At 35.0% G+C, this 16884-nt stretch carries 18 protein-coding genes and 1 riboswitch; of the genes, 11 read left to right on the top strand and 7 right to left on the bottom strand.

Annotated features, from left to right (window positions below):
• The first annotated feature begins 12 nt into the window (after nt 1-12).
• Nucleotides 13-1155, top strand: a complete 1143-nt coding sequence (locus TX86_RS20460; protein WP_042351763.1) for a sensor histidine kinase — start codon at nt 13-15, stop codon at nt 1153-1155.
• Complete coding sequence (locus TX86_RS20455; protein WP_042351761.1) at nt 1152-1751, top strand: response regulator transcription factor; 600 nt, start codon at nt 1152-1154, stop codon at nt 1749-1751. The genes TX86_RS20460 and TX86_RS20455 overlap by 4 nt, the downstream gene beginning before the upstream one ends.
• Before the next feature lie 255 nt (nt 1752-2006).
• Here the strand turns inward: TX86_RS20455 and TX86_RS20450 are convergent, their stop codons facing one another.
• Nucleotides 2007-2636 carry a DUF1269 domain-containing protein gene (locus tag TX86_RS20450; protein ID WP_052343799.1) on the bottom strand — a complete coding sequence of 210 codons (630 nt, stop codon included), beginning with the start codon at nt 2634-2636 and terminating at the stop codon, nt 2007-2009.
• Nucleotides 2637-2877: 241 nt separating this feature from the next.
• Nucleotides 2878-2978, top strand: a riboswitch (purine riboswitch).
• Between the two features lie 111 nt (nt 2979-3089).
• Here TX86_RS20450 and ade point away from each other — a divergent pair.
• From ade to TX86_RS20425, 5 genes are all read left to right on the top strand, one after another.
• Nucleotides 3090-4799, top strand: a complete 1710-nt coding sequence (gene ade / locus TX86_RS20445) for an adenine deaminase (protein WP_195892934.1) — start codon at nt 3090-3092, stop codon at nt 4797-4799.
• A 291-nt stretch (nt 4800-5090) separates the two neighbouring features.
• Nucleotides 5091-5582, top strand: a complete 492-nt coding sequence (locus tag TX86_RS20440) for a hypothetical protein (protein WP_042351759.1) — start codon at nt 5091-5093, stop codon at nt 5580-5582.
• Between the two features lie 84 nt (nt 5583-5666).
• The gene (locus TX86_RS20435; protein WP_042351758.1) at nt 5667-6494 is read left to right on the top strand and encodes a hypothetical protein; all 828 of its coding nucleotides are present in this window, start codon (nt 5667-5669) and stop codon (nt 6492-6494) included.
• A gap of 93 nt (nt 6495-6587) precedes the next feature.
• Complete coding sequence (locus TX86_RS20430) at nt 6588-7256, top strand: YwrJ family protein (RefSeq protein ID WP_052343798.1); 669 nt, start codon at nt 6588-6590, stop codon at nt 7254-7256.
• 650 nt (nt 7257-7906) lie between these two features.
• A complete protein-coding gene (locus TX86_RS20425; protein ID WP_042351757.1) occupies nt 7907-9265 on the top strand; it encodes an arsenic transporter in 1359 nt (452 codons plus the stop codon).
• Nucleotides 9266-9926: 661 nt separating this feature from the next.
• On the opposite strand, the gene TX86_RS26440 is transcribed toward TX86_RS20425, so the two are convergent.
• Together TX86_RS26440 and TX86_RS20420 are read right to left on the bottom strand one after the other, a co-directional pair.
• Nucleotides 9927-10043 carry a YfhE family protein gene (locus tag TX86_RS26440; RefSeq protein WP_081707784.1) on the bottom strand — a complete coding sequence of 39 codons (117 nt, stop codon included), beginning with the start codon at nt 10041-10043 and terminating at the stop codon, nt 9927-9929.
• Between the two features lie 303 nt (nt 10044-10346).
• Nucleotides 10347-11264 carry a TIGR01777 family oxidoreductase gene (locus TX86_RS20420; protein WP_042351755.1) on the bottom strand — a complete coding sequence of 306 codons (918 nt, stop codon included), beginning with the start codon at nt 11262-11264 and terminating at the stop codon, nt 10347-10349.
• An 82-nt stretch (nt 11265-11346) separates the two neighbouring features.
• On the opposite strand from TX86_RS20420, the gene recX reads away from it, so the two are divergent.
• Both recX and TX86_RS20410 read left to right on the top strand, forming a co-directional pair.
• Entirely contained in the window at nt 11347-12165 is an 819-nt protein-coding gene (recX, locus tag TX86_RS20415) for a recombination regulator RecX (RefSeq protein WP_042351754.1), read from the top strand.
• 3 nt (nt 12166-12168) lie between these two features.
• Nucleotides 12169-12507 (top strand): YfhH family protein, encoded by a 339-nt coding sequence (locus tag TX86_RS20410; protein ID WP_042351753.1) that lies wholly within the window; start codon nt 12169-12171, stop codon nt 12505-12507.
• A gap of 30 nt (nt 12508-12537) precedes the next feature.
• Here TX86_RS20410 and TX86_RS26435 read toward each other — a convergent pair whose 3' ends face one another.
• The 3 genes from TX86_RS26435 to TX86_RS20405 all read right to left on the bottom strand — a co-directional run bounded on the left by TX86_RS26435 (nt 12538) and on the right by TX86_RS20405 (nt 14056).
• Nucleotides 12538-12696: a YpzG family protein gene (locus TX86_RS26435; protein ID WP_081707783.1), complete on the bottom strand. Its 159-nt coding sequence runs from the start codon at nt 12694-12696 to the stop codon at nt 12538-12540.
• Between the two features lie 22 nt (nt 12697-12718).
• Complete coding sequence (locus TX86_RS26430) at nt 12719-12883, bottom strand: small, acid-soluble spore protein K (RefSeq protein WP_081707782.1); 165 nt, start codon at nt 12881-12883, stop codon at nt 12719-12721.
• A gap of 192 nt (nt 12884-13075) precedes the next feature.
• On the bottom strand, nt 13076-14056 hold the full coding sequence (locus tag TX86_RS20405; RefSeq protein ID WP_042351751.1) for a metal-dependent hydrolase: 981 nt from the start codon (nt 14054-14056) through the stop codon (nt 13076-13078).
• A gap of 358 nt (nt 14057-14414) precedes the next feature.
• On the opposite strand from TX86_RS20405, the gene mutY reads away from it, so the two are divergent.
• Nucleotides 14415-15527: an A/G-specific adenine glycosylase gene (mutY, locus tag TX86_RS20400; protein ID WP_081707781.1), complete on the top strand. Its 1113-nt coding sequence runs from the start codon at nt 14415-14417 to the stop codon at nt 15525-15527.
• A 61-nt stretch (nt 15528-15588) separates the two neighbouring features.
• Here the strand turns inward: mutY and yfhS are convergent, their stop codons facing one another.
• Entirely contained in the window at nt 15589-15813 is a 225-nt protein-coding gene (gene yfhS / locus TX86_RS20395) for a mother cell protein YfhS (protein ID WP_042351748.1), read from the bottom strand.
• A gap of 265 nt (nt 15814-16078) precedes the next feature.
• Here yfhS and fabL point away from each other — a divergent pair, with 265 nt between their 5' ends.
• Nucleotides 16079-16828, top strand: coding sequence for an enoyl-[acyl-carrier-protein] reductase FabL (gene fabL, locus TX86_RS20390; protein ID WP_042351747.1), 750 nt, complete (start codon nt 16079-16081; stop codon nt 16826-16828).
• Nucleotides 16829-16884 lie beyond the last annotated feature (56 nt).

Below are 16884 nucleotides of genomic sequence, written 5' to 3'. Positions count from 1 at the left end.
GGGGTATGAAATATGATCAAAAGACTAATTGCCCTCGTAAGGCAAAAGAACAATGGTATTTCCCCTTATATTTGGACGATTCTTTGCATTTTACCTTTTTATTTTATTCTTCAATCATCATCAACTGTCGCAATTATCATAGGTATATTGCTTACAGTTATTTTCTTTATTTGTTATCGCTTTGCTTTTATTGCGAAAGGTTGGTCTATCTATGTATGGACATTACTTTTAATAGGTATATCAGTTACTGCCACGATTTCTTTTAGTTATGTATATTTTGCTTTTTTTATAGCATATTTTGTAGGTAGAATTCATAAGCTGATTACATTTCGAGTGCTATATTTCATCCAGCTGATTGCAATATCGATCTCCATATATATCGCTTTTATGCAAAAAGATGCTTTATTTGTTCACCAAATACCATTTGTTGTGATTACTTGGTTATGTACTTTACTTCTACCATTTAGCATTCGTAGTAGAAATGAGCGTGGCAGGCTTGAGATGAAACTTGAGGATGCGAATAAGAAAATTGCTGAATTGGTAAAATTAGAAGAACGTGCACGTATCGCTCGTGATCTTCATGACACACTGGGGCAGAAGCTCTCGTTAATAGGTTTAAAAAGTGACCTAGCAAGAAGATTAATATCATCTAATCCAGATCAAGCAAAAGCTGAATTGAAAGATGTACAACAAACTGCACGAACGGCATTAAATGAAGTGCGTACAATGGTTTCCTCCATGCGGGGAATTCGGTTAAAAGATGAAATCATCCGTATTCAGCAAATACTTGATGCTGCACAAATTCATTTGACACGAGAAGGTGAATTTAAGTTATCGAAAGTAACGTTATTAACAGAGAATATTCTTAGCATGTGTTTAAAAGAGGCAGTAACAAATGTCGTGAAACATAGTGGTGCTAGCAATTGTTATATCTCTATTGAACAATCATGGAAAGAAATTGTATTAACGATACGTGATGATGGAGAATTCAAAGATTTATCTGCCTTTTTTGAGAAAGGTCATGGACTAAGAGGAATGAAAGAACGCTTGGAATTTGTGAATGGTAGTTTAGATGTCCATTTGAAAGAGGGAACAGCTATTATCATTAGGGTTCCAAATAACGGAAAGCAGACGGATAAGGAGGATCTTTCATGATTACTATAGTGATTGCTGAGGATCAGAAAATGTTATTGGGAGCCTTTGGATCACTTCTTAGTTTAGAAGAAGATATGCAGGTAGTTGGTAAAGCATCAAATGGAGAGGAAGCAATTGCTCTTGTAAAAGAATTTCAACCTGATGTCTGTATCATGGATATCGAAATGCCAGGTAAGACGGGGCTTGAAGCTGCTGAAGAATTGAAAGGGCAAGGTTGTAAGGTTATTATTTTAACAACTTTTGCACGGACAGGTTATTTCCAAAGAGCAGTAAAAGCGGGAGTCAGTGGGTATTTATTGAAAGATAGTCCGAGTGAAGAGTTGGCTAGTTCAATTAGAAGTGTGATGGCAGGAAAACGAATTTATGCGCCAGAACTGGTTGATGATTTGTACGGCGAGGAAAATCCGCTTACTGATCGAGAGAAAGAAGTATTAGAACTTGTAGCAACCGGAAAAAATACAAAAGAGATTGCTGATGAACTGAGCATTAAAGCTGGTACTGTCCGCAATTATATCTCGGCTATACTTGATAAACTTGAAGTGAAAAACCGAATTGAAGCCATAACGCAATCGAAGGAAAAAGGCTGGTTTAAATAATAACGAGAGGCTGTCCGAAAAGTGATTAAAATTCACTTTTCGGACGCCTTTTTACGCTTTTTGTACGATTCGAATTCGTGTTCATTTTCAATCTTATTTTTGCTAAGTTGACTAAAAAAGCTGATTTTTAGCGCTTTTGGTCAAGATAAAACTCAAATGACTCTATAAAAAATCAACAAATTTCATTGTCATACATACAAATAAATATAGCAAATAGTACTTATTGGTTAGTTCTTTAATATGAGTAATTTAGCTTTACTTGTTTGAAGTCACTTTTTGTTTCAGTTCATTGAATTCATTTTTAAGTTTAGTTTTATATTCAGTAACTTTGGCGTGTCTTTCTTCTGAACGTTTTTCTTTCATTTTCGCAGAAGTTTTTTCTTCTAAATAATTTTCTACTTCACGTGCATGATCTACTTCTTCGTGGATTACAGCCGCATCATAGCGAATAGTCGTTACATCAAATGGCATCATTACATGATCGTAAGAAGCTTCTGTCTCTTCTTGAACGACTGCGACTAGAGCAACATCTCCATCTTGCATTCGTGTTGTTACAGAATAAATGAGGCTGTCCTCGTCTTTGGCATCATCCATATCTATAACTGCTCCTACAAGTGTACCAACACCAAGTCCTAATAGCATCCCAATTGGACCACCTATAATGCCGACAAGCGTGCCAATTAATCCACCTTTCCAAGTATCATTAGCTGTTTTTTTACCAGTATCAAAGCTATCTTTCAAAATAATTTGTCCGTCTATTTTTTTGATTAGAGCCACTTGTGATAAAAGAATTTTGTCATCAAATGTACTTAGTTTTTTAAGTTCTGATAGTGCTTGAAATGCTTCACTTTCTATGTTGAAATAACTTATTACTACATTTTCCATTTTATAGACCTCATTTCTTTAGCATGTTTAATCATGTTTGTAAGTGGTGAACTAAATAACACTTGTATTTAATTATAAGCCTAATTCTAGTAGTTAAGTTTCTTTTAATCTAAATTTTAAAAATTATTTAAATATATTACATAATATAAACAAATTTAAAAAGCTTCGTTATTTATTGACGTTCGTATTTATCATTGTTAAAATGCTTTAAACGGTACAACGAACCAATAAAATAATACTTCAAATGCATATATAAATTACTCGTATAATCTTGGAAATATGGTCCAAAAGTTTCTACAAACTACCGTAAATAGTTCGGCTACGAGAATAGTAGAATATAGCATCGTTTTCTATCATTGGAAGACGATGCTATATATTTATCTTTCAATCTTATCCCCATAAGAAGACTCTACTATTCTTCCTTGCCTGCTTACAAATTAGGAGGAAGAATTCATGATGAACTCAACATTATTACAAACACAAATACAAGCAGCTAGAAGCGTAATACTCCCTGAGCTTGTCATAAAGAACGTGAAGATTGTTAACTTGTTTACAGATGAAATTGAACAAGTTGATGTAGCCATTCATAATGGTAAATTCGTAGGAATCGGTAACTATGATGGTGTGAAAGAAATCGATGGTTCACAATATACAATGGTGCCTGGTTTAATTGACGCTCATGTGCATATTGAATCAAGTATGCTATCACCATCACAGTTCCAGAAAGTCGTTTTACCTAAAGGTATTACTACAATCGTGACTGATCCTCATGAAATTGCGAATGTGACTGGAACAAAAGGCATCGACTGGATGTTAAAGGACAGTGAAGGATGTATGTTAAATTATCATTATCAGTTACCTTCTTGTGTACCAGCTACTTCATTTGAGGATAATGGTGCTACTTTAACTATTGCAGACTTAGTCGCTTATTACGGTAAGAAAAACGTACTTGGGTTAGCCGAAGTAATGGATTTTCCAGCTGTTTTATCAGGGCAACAAGGAATGATGGATAAGCTTACAAGTGCCATTAATCATAATGTACCTATTGATGGGCATGGTGCTGGCTTAAGCGGTAAAGATGTAAATGCCTATTTAACAGCGGGTATTACCACGGACCATGAATGTGTACACCCTGATGAAATGATTGAGCGTGTTCGTCGTGGCATGTATGTTATGCTTCGTGAGGGCTCAGCAGCTCGTAACTTACATGATTTATTAAAAGGCTACCGTAAAGAACTTTCACATCGTTTACTATTTTGTACAGATGATAAGCATATCGATGATTTACTTGAAGAAGGTAGCATAGATTTCCATGTGCGTGAATGCTTAAAAGCTGGCATCGATGTATATTCTGTCTTACGAATGGCGTCTTTAAATACGGCACAATGCTACAATCTGAAAGGAAAAGGTGCCATTGCGCCTGGATATGATGCTGATTTCATTTTATTGAAGGATGTACAAACTTTTGATGTAGAGTCAGTATGGGTGAACGGTGTACAGTATGAAGAAGTAGAAGCAAAGGATCATACTGTAGAATTCGAGAACACAGTCGTTTTAGGTGACTATCATAAAGAGCTGCTTCAGTTACCAATGGCTAGTGAACAAGCAAGGGTTATTGAAATCATTCCAAACTCAATCGTAACAAAGAATGCTGAGTATGCTGTTACTGTGAAAGATGGTTTGTTTGTTTCAGATACAGAAGCAGATTTTGTGAAAATAGCTGTTGTTGAACGCCATAAAGGTTTAGGAAGTGTAGGCGTTGGAATTGTAAAAGGCTTCCGTTTACAAGCAGGTGCTGTAGCTACTACTATTGCACATGATTCTCATAATATTATTTGCATCGGTACGAATGATGAGGATATGGATATCGCTATTCGTGAATTAGAGCGTATTGGTGGAGGTATTACAGTGGTTGGTGAAGGAAAGGTTATGTCTTCTCTATCCTTACCAGTTGGTGGTTTAATGACCACAGTTTCACCATCTCAATTAAATGATGATTATAGTGAATTACTAGAAGCTTTAAATCATCTTGGTATTACAACAGAGTTTTCACCATTACTAACATTATCGTTTTTAGCTCTTCCTGTTATTCCGTCGTTAAAATTAACGAATCAAGGATTGTTTGATGTTACAACATTTAGTTTTGTTGATGTAAGTATTTAAAAATAGATAAAAGCTGCTTTAAAAGTGTGATTTTAATATTTTTAAAGCAGCTTTTTTAGAAGATAAGAATATATACAATAAGGAAATTGGATGGAAGCAGAATATTTGTCCGCTTAAAATAATGAAAAAAGAAATTCATAAAGAAATTAGGTAACCTCAAAACTTTATATTGAGGTTACCTAATTTTTTACCTATTTTTAATATTTGTATTAAAACAGGCTCTTTACATAGTACTTTGTCATCCTATGACACATATAGATACAGTGAATATATGATGGGAGGTTAGAAAGAATGAATAAAGATTTGCTACTTTCTTTAGTCGGGAAAATGGTCAAAGTTGACAGAGGTGGCCCAGAGTCTCGTATAGGAAAGTTATTAGGAGTTGAAAATGATCACTTCGCACTTCTTACAGAACAAGATGGTGTTATTTATTATTTAACTCACCATATAAAAAGTTTAACGGAAAATTCGAGAAAAGGCATTCATTTTAAAGAAGGAGAAATTACAGAAGAAGCTACATGTCTTACAGCTAAAGACTTTGCGACTTTATTAGATGGTTTGAAATATCGCTGGGTAAAAATCAATCGTGGTGGCAAAGAATCGATTGAAGGTGTTTTGGATGATATCAATGAAGATTATGTAACAGTCATTTCTAATGAGGAAGTAATCAGAATTTCAATGTTCCATATTCGTAATATTGGTTATGAGATTAAGAAGAAAAAATCAAATGATGAAGATGAAAACAATAAAGAGGGTGGAAAGAAGGACGAAAAGAGTAAGTGATTAAGTGTGTCGTGAGGAAAGATTTTTCTTGTCGCTTCTATTTAAGTGGAAGCGACAAATCGTGTATAAGGAGGATGAACGTTAGTGAGTGGTCAAAATTTCTCAGAAGCATTAGATCAATATAAGGGTACGAAAATCGGTATGTTTCTAAATGGAGGTCAGTTTGTTGAGGGGACTTTACTTGATATCAAGGAGGACCATGTTGCAATAGAAAATAATTTAAAAGTTGTGTACTACGCTAAGGAGCAAATTCATGCACTTTCAAGAAGTACAAAATACGTGGAACCAACAGTTACTTTTGAAATGCCTACAAGTAATCCAAAACAACTACATGAAGTACTTGCTGAATTAAAATATAAATGGATCACAATAACGAGTATAAGTAGCCAAACATTTACTGGCTTTTTAAGTCGAATTTATGATGATCATATTGTCATAATTAATAAAGAAAATCAGTTTATGATTCCTAAAGCATTTATTTTAAATGTACAACAAGGAGAAATTGAAAAGAAGTCTGAAGAGAAAAGTGAGAATCAATCACAGGATAATAGCAATAAACAAGCGGCAGAAAACAACCAGGCAAAGGAGAATGAATATGATAATGATGAAAAAAAAAATGAAAAAGTAAATGATAATGACCCTTATTTTCCCAGTGAAGTTGGCAATGGGATTAATCGGAAGAATAGAGAAGAATGTTCTTCGAATGAGTGGAGTTGTATGGATGAAATTGCCCAAAGAGCTATGATAGAAGCACAATTCTGTTCTTTGAAGAAGCAAGCAGAAAGAAATAGGGATCGAGTTGCTCATTGTTGTTCCTTATCATGTGTGGAAAGAGCAAGATTAGAAGAACAATATTGTTCTCTAATGAAGCATGCTGATAGGCAATGTCAATGCTTAAGAGATTGTTGTTAAAAAATTTGATTATGAAATAAATAAAGTTAAGTACGTTCGATAGATGATTGTCAGTATGATAACTAAGCTTCAGAATGAAAAGAAGGTGATAACGTGAGTAAAATATTTCATAGCCTAATCGGAGAAACAGTGCAAGTAGAGGTTTCAGGAAAAAAAATCATTAATGGTACTGTCAGAGATATCGGAAGCGATATTATCGTCTTGTTCGATGGAATAGATTATATCTACATGCCAATCGTTCATATGAAAAATGTACAGGTTGGAGATAAGAATGAGAATAATATAAATATGTCAACTGATGAACCAGGGATTAATGTAGATAAGGAGCTATCGTTCCGAAAGGTTTTGACAACAGCGAAAGGGATGTTTGTAGAAATCTATATAGCTAGTAATCAATCGATACATGGCTATGTTACGAGCATAATGAATAATTATTTTGTTTTCTATTCACCGATCTTTAAAACGATGTATGTAACTCTTAACCATGTGAAATGGTTGATTCCATATCCAATTAATCAGCGTCCATATGGGTTGGATAATCAGAATCTTCCTGTTCAGCCAACCAGTCTTTCATTAGCAAGAACGTTTGAGATGCAAGTGGAGCGTTTAACAAATGAAGTTGTTGTTTTCGATATGGGAGAAACCAAAAATATGATTGGGAAGATTAATAAAGTAGCAGATAATATTGTAGAACTACAGATTGCAAGAGATTATCCTGTATATTTAAATCTTCATCACATAAAAAGCGTCCGTAAGGTGTGAAGTGATCATGAAACTTAATAATACTTTCAAATAGCATCCTATAAGGGATGCTTTTCTGTTTTTTAGATGTCCAACCTTACACCTGTTATACTCGGAAATAAGCCAATCTGCTTTGAAAACCAAAAGAAGATTTTCAAGAACAAATCGTCTAATTTCTGCCGCATAGCCCTTTTTTGATTGGAGGTAAATCAAGGAGCATAAATATCAATCAAAAAAGACCGGTGCCGTTTTTTCTTTGTCTAACCTTACACCTGCCATGCTCGGTCGTAAGCCGTTCTGTTTTGAAAACCAACAGCGGGTTTTCAAGAACAGCTCGTCTTACGCCTACCGCATGGCTGCTTTTTGATTAGAAGTAAAAACAAGAAGTGAATTCCAAATCAAAAAGCACCGGTGCCGGTTTTTCTTTAAAGATTAAGAAAGTATATAAATTAGAACCTAAATCGCTGTCTAGCTCCAGTTTATACGTCTTTAAACGGGCGCTTGCGCTTTTCTTATATCATGTAGGGTGATTTTCAATGGAGGGACAATCGTATATTTAGTGGAAAAAGGGGGGACATACAGTCAAGTTTATTAGGGATGAATATTTATATATGGAATAGGACAAGTAAGGAGGATTGTCTTATGAAAAAAATTAAAGAAGGTTGAAAGATATGAGCTTTGAAATAGGGATGTCCATTTTCATTTTTATCATGACAATGGTCGTAATCTTTTGGCGACCAAGGGGGATAAATGAAGCGATCCCAGCTACTGTGGGAGCAGTGATGATTGTATTGCTAGGAATTGTATCATTAGATGATATTCGCGACATAATTAGTAAAATTGGAGGAGCTTCCATAACCATTATGGCGACGGTGGTCATGGCTGTCATATTGGAGAGTTTTGGTTTTTTTCATTGGGCAGCTGCTCGTCTAGCACAACTGGCTAAAGGATCAGGATATCGTTTATATTGGTATATTCAATTGCTATGTTTTCTCATGACATTATTATTTAATAATGATGGTAGCATTTTAATAACAACTCCAATTCTAATATTACTTCTGAAAAACCTTCGACTTAAACCACATGAACAAATTCCTTATCTTTTGAGTGGTGCTTTAATTGCAACAGCTTCAAGTGCTCCGATTGGTGTCAGTAATATTGTGAATTTAATTGCATTGAAAATTGTTCATATGACACTTTATATGCATACTGCGATGATGTTTGTTCCTGCGACGCTTGGATTATTATTTATGTCGTATCTTATGTATTTAGTAGTAAAGCGCAAGTTGCCAAAGCAACTCCCAAGTGGAGTTTTTGATATGGAAGAGATGTTTTTTACTAAGCAATTTCATCCTCTCAAAGGTAATCTTTCTGTGGAAACAAAGAGAAAACGTACAAAATTAATGTTGAAAATATTATTGTTTGTTTTTTCTATTAGGTGCTTACTATTTGTTGCATCATATTTTTCTATACCTATCGAATTGGTAGCGGTACTTGGCTCTATCATATTATTAATATGGAGATGGTATCACCTTGGTACAAATCCTATTGATATATTAAAGAAAACACCTTGGCATATATTAATCTTCGCATTCTCAATGTACGTTATAATATATGGGCTTCACAATGCAGGACTTACGGATGTTATGGTTCGTCTGTTTGAGCCGATTGTTCACCAGGGACTGTTTCAAGCAAGCTTTCTTATGGGGGGATTGGTTTCTTTCCTATCTAACTTGTTTAATAATCACCCTGCATTGATGATAGGTACCATTACGTTAACTGAGATGGGATTAGACCCTATTACCTTAAAGACTATTTATCTAGCGAATATCATAGGAAGCGACATGGGATCGCTATTATTGCCGATAGGAACATTAGCTTCATTAATTTGGATGTATATTTTGCGAGAAAATAAAATTAAAGTAAAATGGAAAGATTATTTAAGTGTAACTATCATTGTCATTCCGATTTCTACATTTGTTACATTATTTTTATTGTATTATTGGGTGAAAGTAATCTTTACTATGTAAAGATTACACAATAATGATGAAACATTATTCTAAATTAACATTATGTATAATTTAAGACAGAAAATAGACTGAACAAACGAGTGTTTTTATTGAGACGTTCGTTTGTTTTTTTAGTTATCCACACGATTTAGTTGTTTGATAAATAAGAATTAACAGACTTATCAACATATCCACAAATTGGAATAAGGTTTTCTTGTTGATAGTTGTCGAAAAAACGAATTGAAAATGGAGTTATCCAGTTATTATTCACACTATTCACAATTTTGTGTATAAGTTATTCACAATCTTATTCGAATAGAGGATAACTTGAATGGAATCAGAAGTGTTCAAATAATAAATTTTTGTGATATATTTTCAATTAATTGTTTAAAGAATGTGAAGTCTATTGTTGTACGTGTCTAATGGATTGGTATTGTTATAATTCCAGCTTTAGTAATTGGTACATATTATTTTGGCGTAGATTGCTTTGCAATTCCTTTAATAAAAGAGAATATGGGAAGAAGCAAACAATCAAAAGGTGATATATCTATTAAATACTAAGTTTAAATATAAAAGAGGTTGACTCAGTTGAGCAACCTCTTATTTTTCTTATAAAAATGTTTTGGTACAACTTCTCTATATTGTTACACTACAGTAAATCTTTGTTAATCAAACTATTATTTTAGCGCTTATGACCAAATCCAGCTGCGCGGTCTGCCATTCTAAACTCGCGTCCATATAAAACCTCTTGCGTAGTGGTTAACTTATTTTTCATTTTTTCTTTTTTCTTTTTGTCCATAATCATCACTCCTTTAGTGGTTTCTACTACCATTTTTTCCTTAAAGATGATGAATCATTCATCATTATGGTAATAAAGTGAAACTTTGCTCGGCGGGATGCATATCCTAACCGAGCATTATTGTATAGCTACATCGGCCAGCCCCTCGAGGTCATAAGCTATCTCTTTTCCGGAAATGAAAACCATATTTCCTACTGAGAGCTATCTTATGCTTGCCTTAGGCTAAACAGGCCGATTCCACATTTCTATGTTGAACCAATCAGTTTCTTACTGGCGCTTATTCTTCCACTTAGTGAGAGTCTTTTAGTGCCAGTTTGAATGGGATAAATCCTGAAGAGCTTCTTGAAGAGTAGGAAAATAAAAATTATAGCCATGTTGTTCTAATATAGTCGGTAATACCTTTTGACCTTTTAAAACGAGTATACTCATTTCACCTAGTGCTAATTGTAATATTGGCGCTGGGGCCGGTACCCAATGAGAACGATGCATTACAAATGCAATGGTTTGTCCAAATGTTTTCATCGTTTCAGGATGGGGAGAAGTGAAATTAACAGCACCATGAATTAAAGTGTTATTTATACAGAAAAGAGCTGCTTTTACCACGTCTTTAATATGAATCCATGATAACCATTGCTTACCGCTTCCGACAGTTCCACCTACAAATAATTTATAAGGTAGCAGCATACGCGGTAGGGCACCATCCTCTTTTCCTAATATGACACCAAAACGCATACAAACAATCCTAACACCATATGTTTCTACTTGCATCGCTTGTTGCTCCCATTGGTGAACTGTATCAGATAAAAAATCAGTAGGTGATATTATATCTTCTTCAGTAAAGACGTTTGTGTCTGAAGTGCCATAGTATCCAATGGCACTTGCATTTAATAAAGTATGTGGTTTAGTGGTCATACTATTAATGATTCGTTTTATTTCAGTGGTCGCTTGTAATCGACTTTCTAGAATGCTTTTTTTCCGTGAAGCTGTCCAGCGCCCGCTATTTAATGATTCGCCTGCAAGATTGATGATGACATCTACACCGTTTAGTTCTGATTCGGGATTATCGCCAGTATTAAGCCATTGAATATAAGTGATTTTCTGATGATGTTTCATACGTGACTTGTCTCGTGTAAGTATGTAAATATCATGATTATTAGCGAGTAGTTCTTTCGTAATTGCTTTCCCTACAAAGCCACTACCACCAGCAATTGCTACTTTCATTTTTATCCCTCCATGTTTTTTCTACTATATCAACAGACGACCAAACAGTTAATATGCTACAGTTAATAGAGAGGTGAGTACTTTGATAACTATCACAAAAATCGCTGTCGGAGTAAAAAATAAAAATCGTTATAATATTTATATAGATCAAGGTAAAGGCGAAGAATACGGATTTAGTGTAAGCGAAGATGTTTTAATCAAAATGGATTTGAAAAAAGGGATGGTCATTGATGACTTAGAGTTAATGGAAATCGCTTATCAAGAAGACATTCAAAAAGGCTTTTCAGATGCGCTACATTATTTAGCACATCGCATGCGCTCAGAAGCTGAAGTCGTTCGTAAGCTAAAAGAAAAAGAATATGAAGAGCATATCATTAAAGAAGTCATTCATAAGCTTTATACACTCAAGTTTTTAAATGATGAAGAATTTGCTATTGCTCTTGTAAACACACGTATGAATGCAGCTGATAAAGGACCTGTTATCATTGCTCAAGAGTTGAAACAGAAAGGAATTAGTGACGTTCATGCTGAAGCTGCATTGCAGTTATATACAAATGAACGACAAATACAACATGCCGAGAAACAAATCCTTAAACTCGTTAAAAATAAATCAAATGCATCAACAATCGAATTAAAAAGAAAAATCGAGCAAACTCTCATTAGAAAAGGTTACTCTTCTTATATAATAGAGGAAGCATTACGTAATATTCAGATTTCTCAAGATGATGAACAAGAATGGAACTCGATTCAGATTCATGGTGATAAAGCTTTAAGACGATATAGTAAGTATACAGGATATGAATTTCAACAAAAAATGAAAAGCGCTCTATATCGTAAAGGTTTTACAATCGAATTGATTGAAAGATATTTAGAAGAAATTCAACAAGAGATAGGGGAATAACAAATGTCAGAAAAACGTTATAGCACGATGTCTACGTATGAATTACAGCAAGAGCTTGGTCATCTTCATGAAAAAGCTCGTAAAGCCGAGCAAATGGGAATGGTCAATGAATTTGCAGTTCTTGAAAGAAAAGCAATCTTGGCTAAGGCTTATATGTTAGATCCGAAAGATTTTATTAAAGGGGAAATTTACGGTATTCAAGGAGATCCAGGTACATATTTCAAAGTGGATTATTTGAATGGTGTATTTGCTTGGGGATACCGACTAGGTGGAAACGGAAAACAAGAAGCAATGCCCATTTCTGTCTTAGAAAAGTTAAAAGAAGCAAAAGTGGAAGAATAAGCCTTGTTACAGGCTTATTCTTCTTGTTTTTTATGAACGCTTTCTTGTTTCACGTTCTAAAATGATATGGGGTTGCGTTTGTTGCGTTTGTCCATTTACTTGAGCTTTTGCATGTTTAGCGCTCGTCCAAGTGCTATTAAATGGACTATTATAGTTGTGATCATGAAGTTGATACCTTTTGTTTACCATGCTTCAACCTCCGAACAAATAATTAATTTGTTTGTTGATCTTCTACTCGCTGCGAAGAAGCTAACATACGCTCTTGTGGATGAGTATTAATGCTACCATCGGCTCTTTTAGAGGCATATTCTGCTTTTGCTCTAGGCTCACCACCAAAGCGGTTAACAGCTGGAAAGTTTCTCGCTTTATTACGCATTAACATGTTCCCCCTTAAGAAGATGTGTGGAGACATCTACTTATTTACGCGAGTTTCTTCGCGTACTACTAGTTTGAGCTAAGGTCATGAAAATATGGTCTGTAAATAATGGGGATTAGCTTTGATAAAGGAAATAGTGTCAGAAAAAGGGTACAAAAGTAAGTGAGGCTTGCTTTTGTACCCTTTTTCTATTTAATGTGGTAAAACCTTTAGTTTTTTCCGTAGTTTTTCTTCACTGAAAACCCAACCAGTATATGAGTTGGTAATATTCAAATCACGATCTAAATGGACAACTGCAACAAATGGGTAATGTCCATTACTTCGATATCTTAAATCAATAAATTTCACTTCATAATGATAATCGCTTTCGTCAATTTCAAATCGGTATATTGGTGAAAAAGACAAAAATGCTGATAAATTTTTGTCATGCTTAGCGATATCAATAGCCGGATGATCCGGTAATGGTACTCGTGTAAATTTATCGAAAATCGTTATTTCCCCGTTTTGGGATAGTGCTACGTAATAATATTGTTCAGTTATTACAGCAACTTTCCATTTATGATAGCGGAGAGTTGGAGAAAGGATGATTTTACGCGCACCTGGTATTTTTAGTTGTACGGCTAGTTTAACACGTCTTTGTTCTCGGAATCGTGCTAAGTAATAGAAGAACATGACGATATAAACAAGTAAAAATGTATAACCAGGGTTGGCTCCAAAAGCCCATAACATTAATCCAGCAACATGAATGCCAAAGATAAATGGATCAAATGTGTTGATTACTCCTAGTGCTATCCATTTAGAAGATAATGGGCGTAAAGCTTGTGTCCCATAAGCATTAAAGATATCAACGAATACATGAATGAACACTGCGGCGAATGTCCATAACCATAAATGTAAAAGATTCGATTCAGGAAATATGGCGTAAAGGACAAAGGTTATAAGTAAGGGCCACAGTAAAACAGCTGGTATTGAATGTGTTCTACCACGATGATTTCGTATATATATGGCATTATTTCGCATTTTTAATACAGTATCAATGTCGGGAGCTTGGGAACCAATAATAGTTCCAAACATTATAGCTTGTGCAGTTAGTGGGCTATTTGCAACAACTGGATCAAGCGTTGCAAGTGCTCCAAGTCCGATTCCCATTACTACATGTGTAGCGGTATCCAATGGTCATAAACCTCCTTACTGATGCTAGCCTTACTTTAATTCAAGGGTAGAACAGTAAATTTCATTATATAGAAATCAGCCAACATATGGTCGGATGATTCCATTAGTATTATGTTAACAATTTTAGTATAGTAAGAATCATAATAAGTGTGAATGTGACGGCTTGTTTATTGTCTAATGAAAGTCCTTTCGCTCCTACTAGTAATATGCCTATTAAGGTCAAAAGGTAAGTCAATTAGAGAAAATTTTTTTTAAAAAACTTCTAGTTAAATTGTAACACTTTTAGCTTCATTAGTAATTCTAATCTCTTATTGTATTCCCTTTTTTAACTAATATGTAACATCACGGAGGAACTATTTTGCACGAGATCGAAGCTTTGGATAAATTTAAGATTGAAGAATTTCAGCAAGATTTAATACAGTGGTTTGAACAAGAACAACGAAGTTTGCCATGGAGAGCGGATCGTGATCCATATAAAGTATGGGTTTCGGAAATCATGTTACAGCAAACACGTGTAGATACAGTAATCCCTTACTTTAACCGCTTTATGGAATGGTTTCCGACACTGCAGGATTTTGCGGATGCAGACGAGGAAAAAATACTAAAAGCATGGGAAGGGCTTGGTTATTATTCTCGCGTGCGTAACTTACAAAGCGCAGTTAGGGAAGTGAAGGAAAATTACGGCGGTGTTGTACCGAAGAATCATAGTGACATTATAAGTTTAAAGGGCGTAGGTCCTTATACAGCAGGTGCTATATTAAGTATTGCCTATGGTATTCCAGAGCCAGCCGTGGATGGAAATGTGATGCGTGTACTCTCACGTATTCTACTTATTAAAGAAGATATTGCAAAACCAAAGACGAGGAAAATCTTTGAAGATGCGGTTCGTGCTCTTATTTCTCATGATAATCCCTCTTACTTTAACCAAGCGCTAATGGAATTAGGAGCTTTAATTTGTACACCGGGGACTCCAGCGTGTATGCTATGTCCTGTTAGAGAACATTGTGTAGCCTTCGCTGAAGGTGTTCAAGCAGAACTTCCTATAAAAACAAAAGTCACGAAAACGAAAAAAGTAAAACTTATATCTGGTTTATTAAAAGATGAGCAAGGAAGAATTCTAGTTCAAAAGCGTCCGGAAAAAGGTTTATTAGCAAATCTATGGGAATTCCCGAGCTTTTCTTTTGATCAGAAGCAAAGCTTAAATAAAAACTTATTTGAGGATGCTTTTGTTATACAGTATAACAGTCGAGTCTTACTCGACATGCCTAAATTAACGGAAATTCAACATGTTTTCTCGCATTTAGTATGGAATTTATCAGCTTATACAGGATTGGTTCAAGAGGAAATTGCACCTGAACTAATGGAAAAGCATCGATTAAGATGGGTGACAGAGCAAGAAATGACAGAGTTAGCTTTCCCTGTACCATATCAAAAGATGTTCAGTGCTTACTTAGAAAGGGATGACATATAAGCCATCCCTTCAATCGCTATGCTAGGATTTGTTTAGTTACGGCTAGTAAATCACTTTACAGTCAGTCAATGGACAGTTCAGTACCGTGGGTATAATCCGCTTCATTGCGGTGGAGCCCGCCTCTACTTTCTATTTCTTTTAGGATTTGTTTAAGAATGGACTGTCCTTGAACATTTAAATAAGGTACCATTTGTTGAAGAGAGTGGTGAAAGTACTGTAATTCACTGTCTTTCCAATCTTTCTTCTGAAGTAATGATAGCTCAGTTAAGTCTCTGCCTACATACATATAATAGACTCCTTCTACGAATAGAATTGAAGAACTTTTCTTTATTATTATGAGCAGGGATTATTTAATTTATCCCGTTTAAACTGGCGCTAAGACTTCCACTTCAAAATGGAAGCAATAGCAGGGGCGTTTAAGTGGAAGATCAAGCGCCAGTAAGAACCCGATTGGTTCAACTAATGCTTGGTGGGGGATTAACAAAAACCCCTACCAAGCAAAGTTTCACTTTATGTCAAAAAGATAGTTGATGATAGAAAGGATGAACGAAATGACAAATAAAGTTGCACTAATAACAGGAAGTAGTAGAGGGATTGGAAAGCAAACAGCCCTCCGTCTTGCAAAAGCAGGCTATGACATTGTAATCAATTATGCTCGCAGTAAATCAGCGGCACTTGAAGTTGTAGAAGAAATTGAAAGTTTAGGCAGAAAAGTTCTTTTAATCAAAGCCAATGTCGGAGATGTGAAAAAAATTAAAGCGATGTTTGAAACGATTGAAGAAACTTTTGGTCGATTGGATGTTTTAGTAAATAATGCGGCTTCAGGTGTACAAAAGCCAATCGATGAATTAGAAGAAAATCATTGGGATTGGACAATGGGAATTAACGGCAAAGGCGCATTGTTTTGTGCGAAAGAAGCGGCTAAGCTAATGGAGAAAACCGGCGGTGGACAAATCGTTAATATTAGTTCTCTTGGTTCGATTCGCTATTTAGAAAACTATACAGCTGTTGGCGTGTCAAAAGCAGCTCTTGAAGCTTTAACTAGATATTTAGCTGTTGAATTTGCACCTAAGAATATTCGTGTTAATGCAGTTTCAGGTGGGGCTGTTGATACAGATGCTTTAAAGCATTTTCCAAATCGTGAAGAGCTGTTAAAAGAAGCAGCAGAAGCGACTCCTGCAGGTCGAATGGTAGAGATTGATGATATGGTTAATACAATTATGTTCCTTATTTCTGAGGATGCAAGTATGATCAGAGGACAAACAATTATTGTTGATGGTGGAATTTCTTTGCTTGTGTAGAAGTTAGTACCAATTTTTGTTTTTAGGATATTCACTTAAGCTCTTGGTTACATTAA

This window comes from Bacillus massiliigorillae (assembly GCF_000380245.2).
Lineage (GTDB): Bacteria > Bacillota > Bacilli > Bacillales > DSM-1321 > Bacillus_AD > Bacillus_AD massiliigorillae.
Note: the sequence above shows the minus strand (reverse complement) of the source record. Positions and strands in the feature narration are given on the sequence as shown.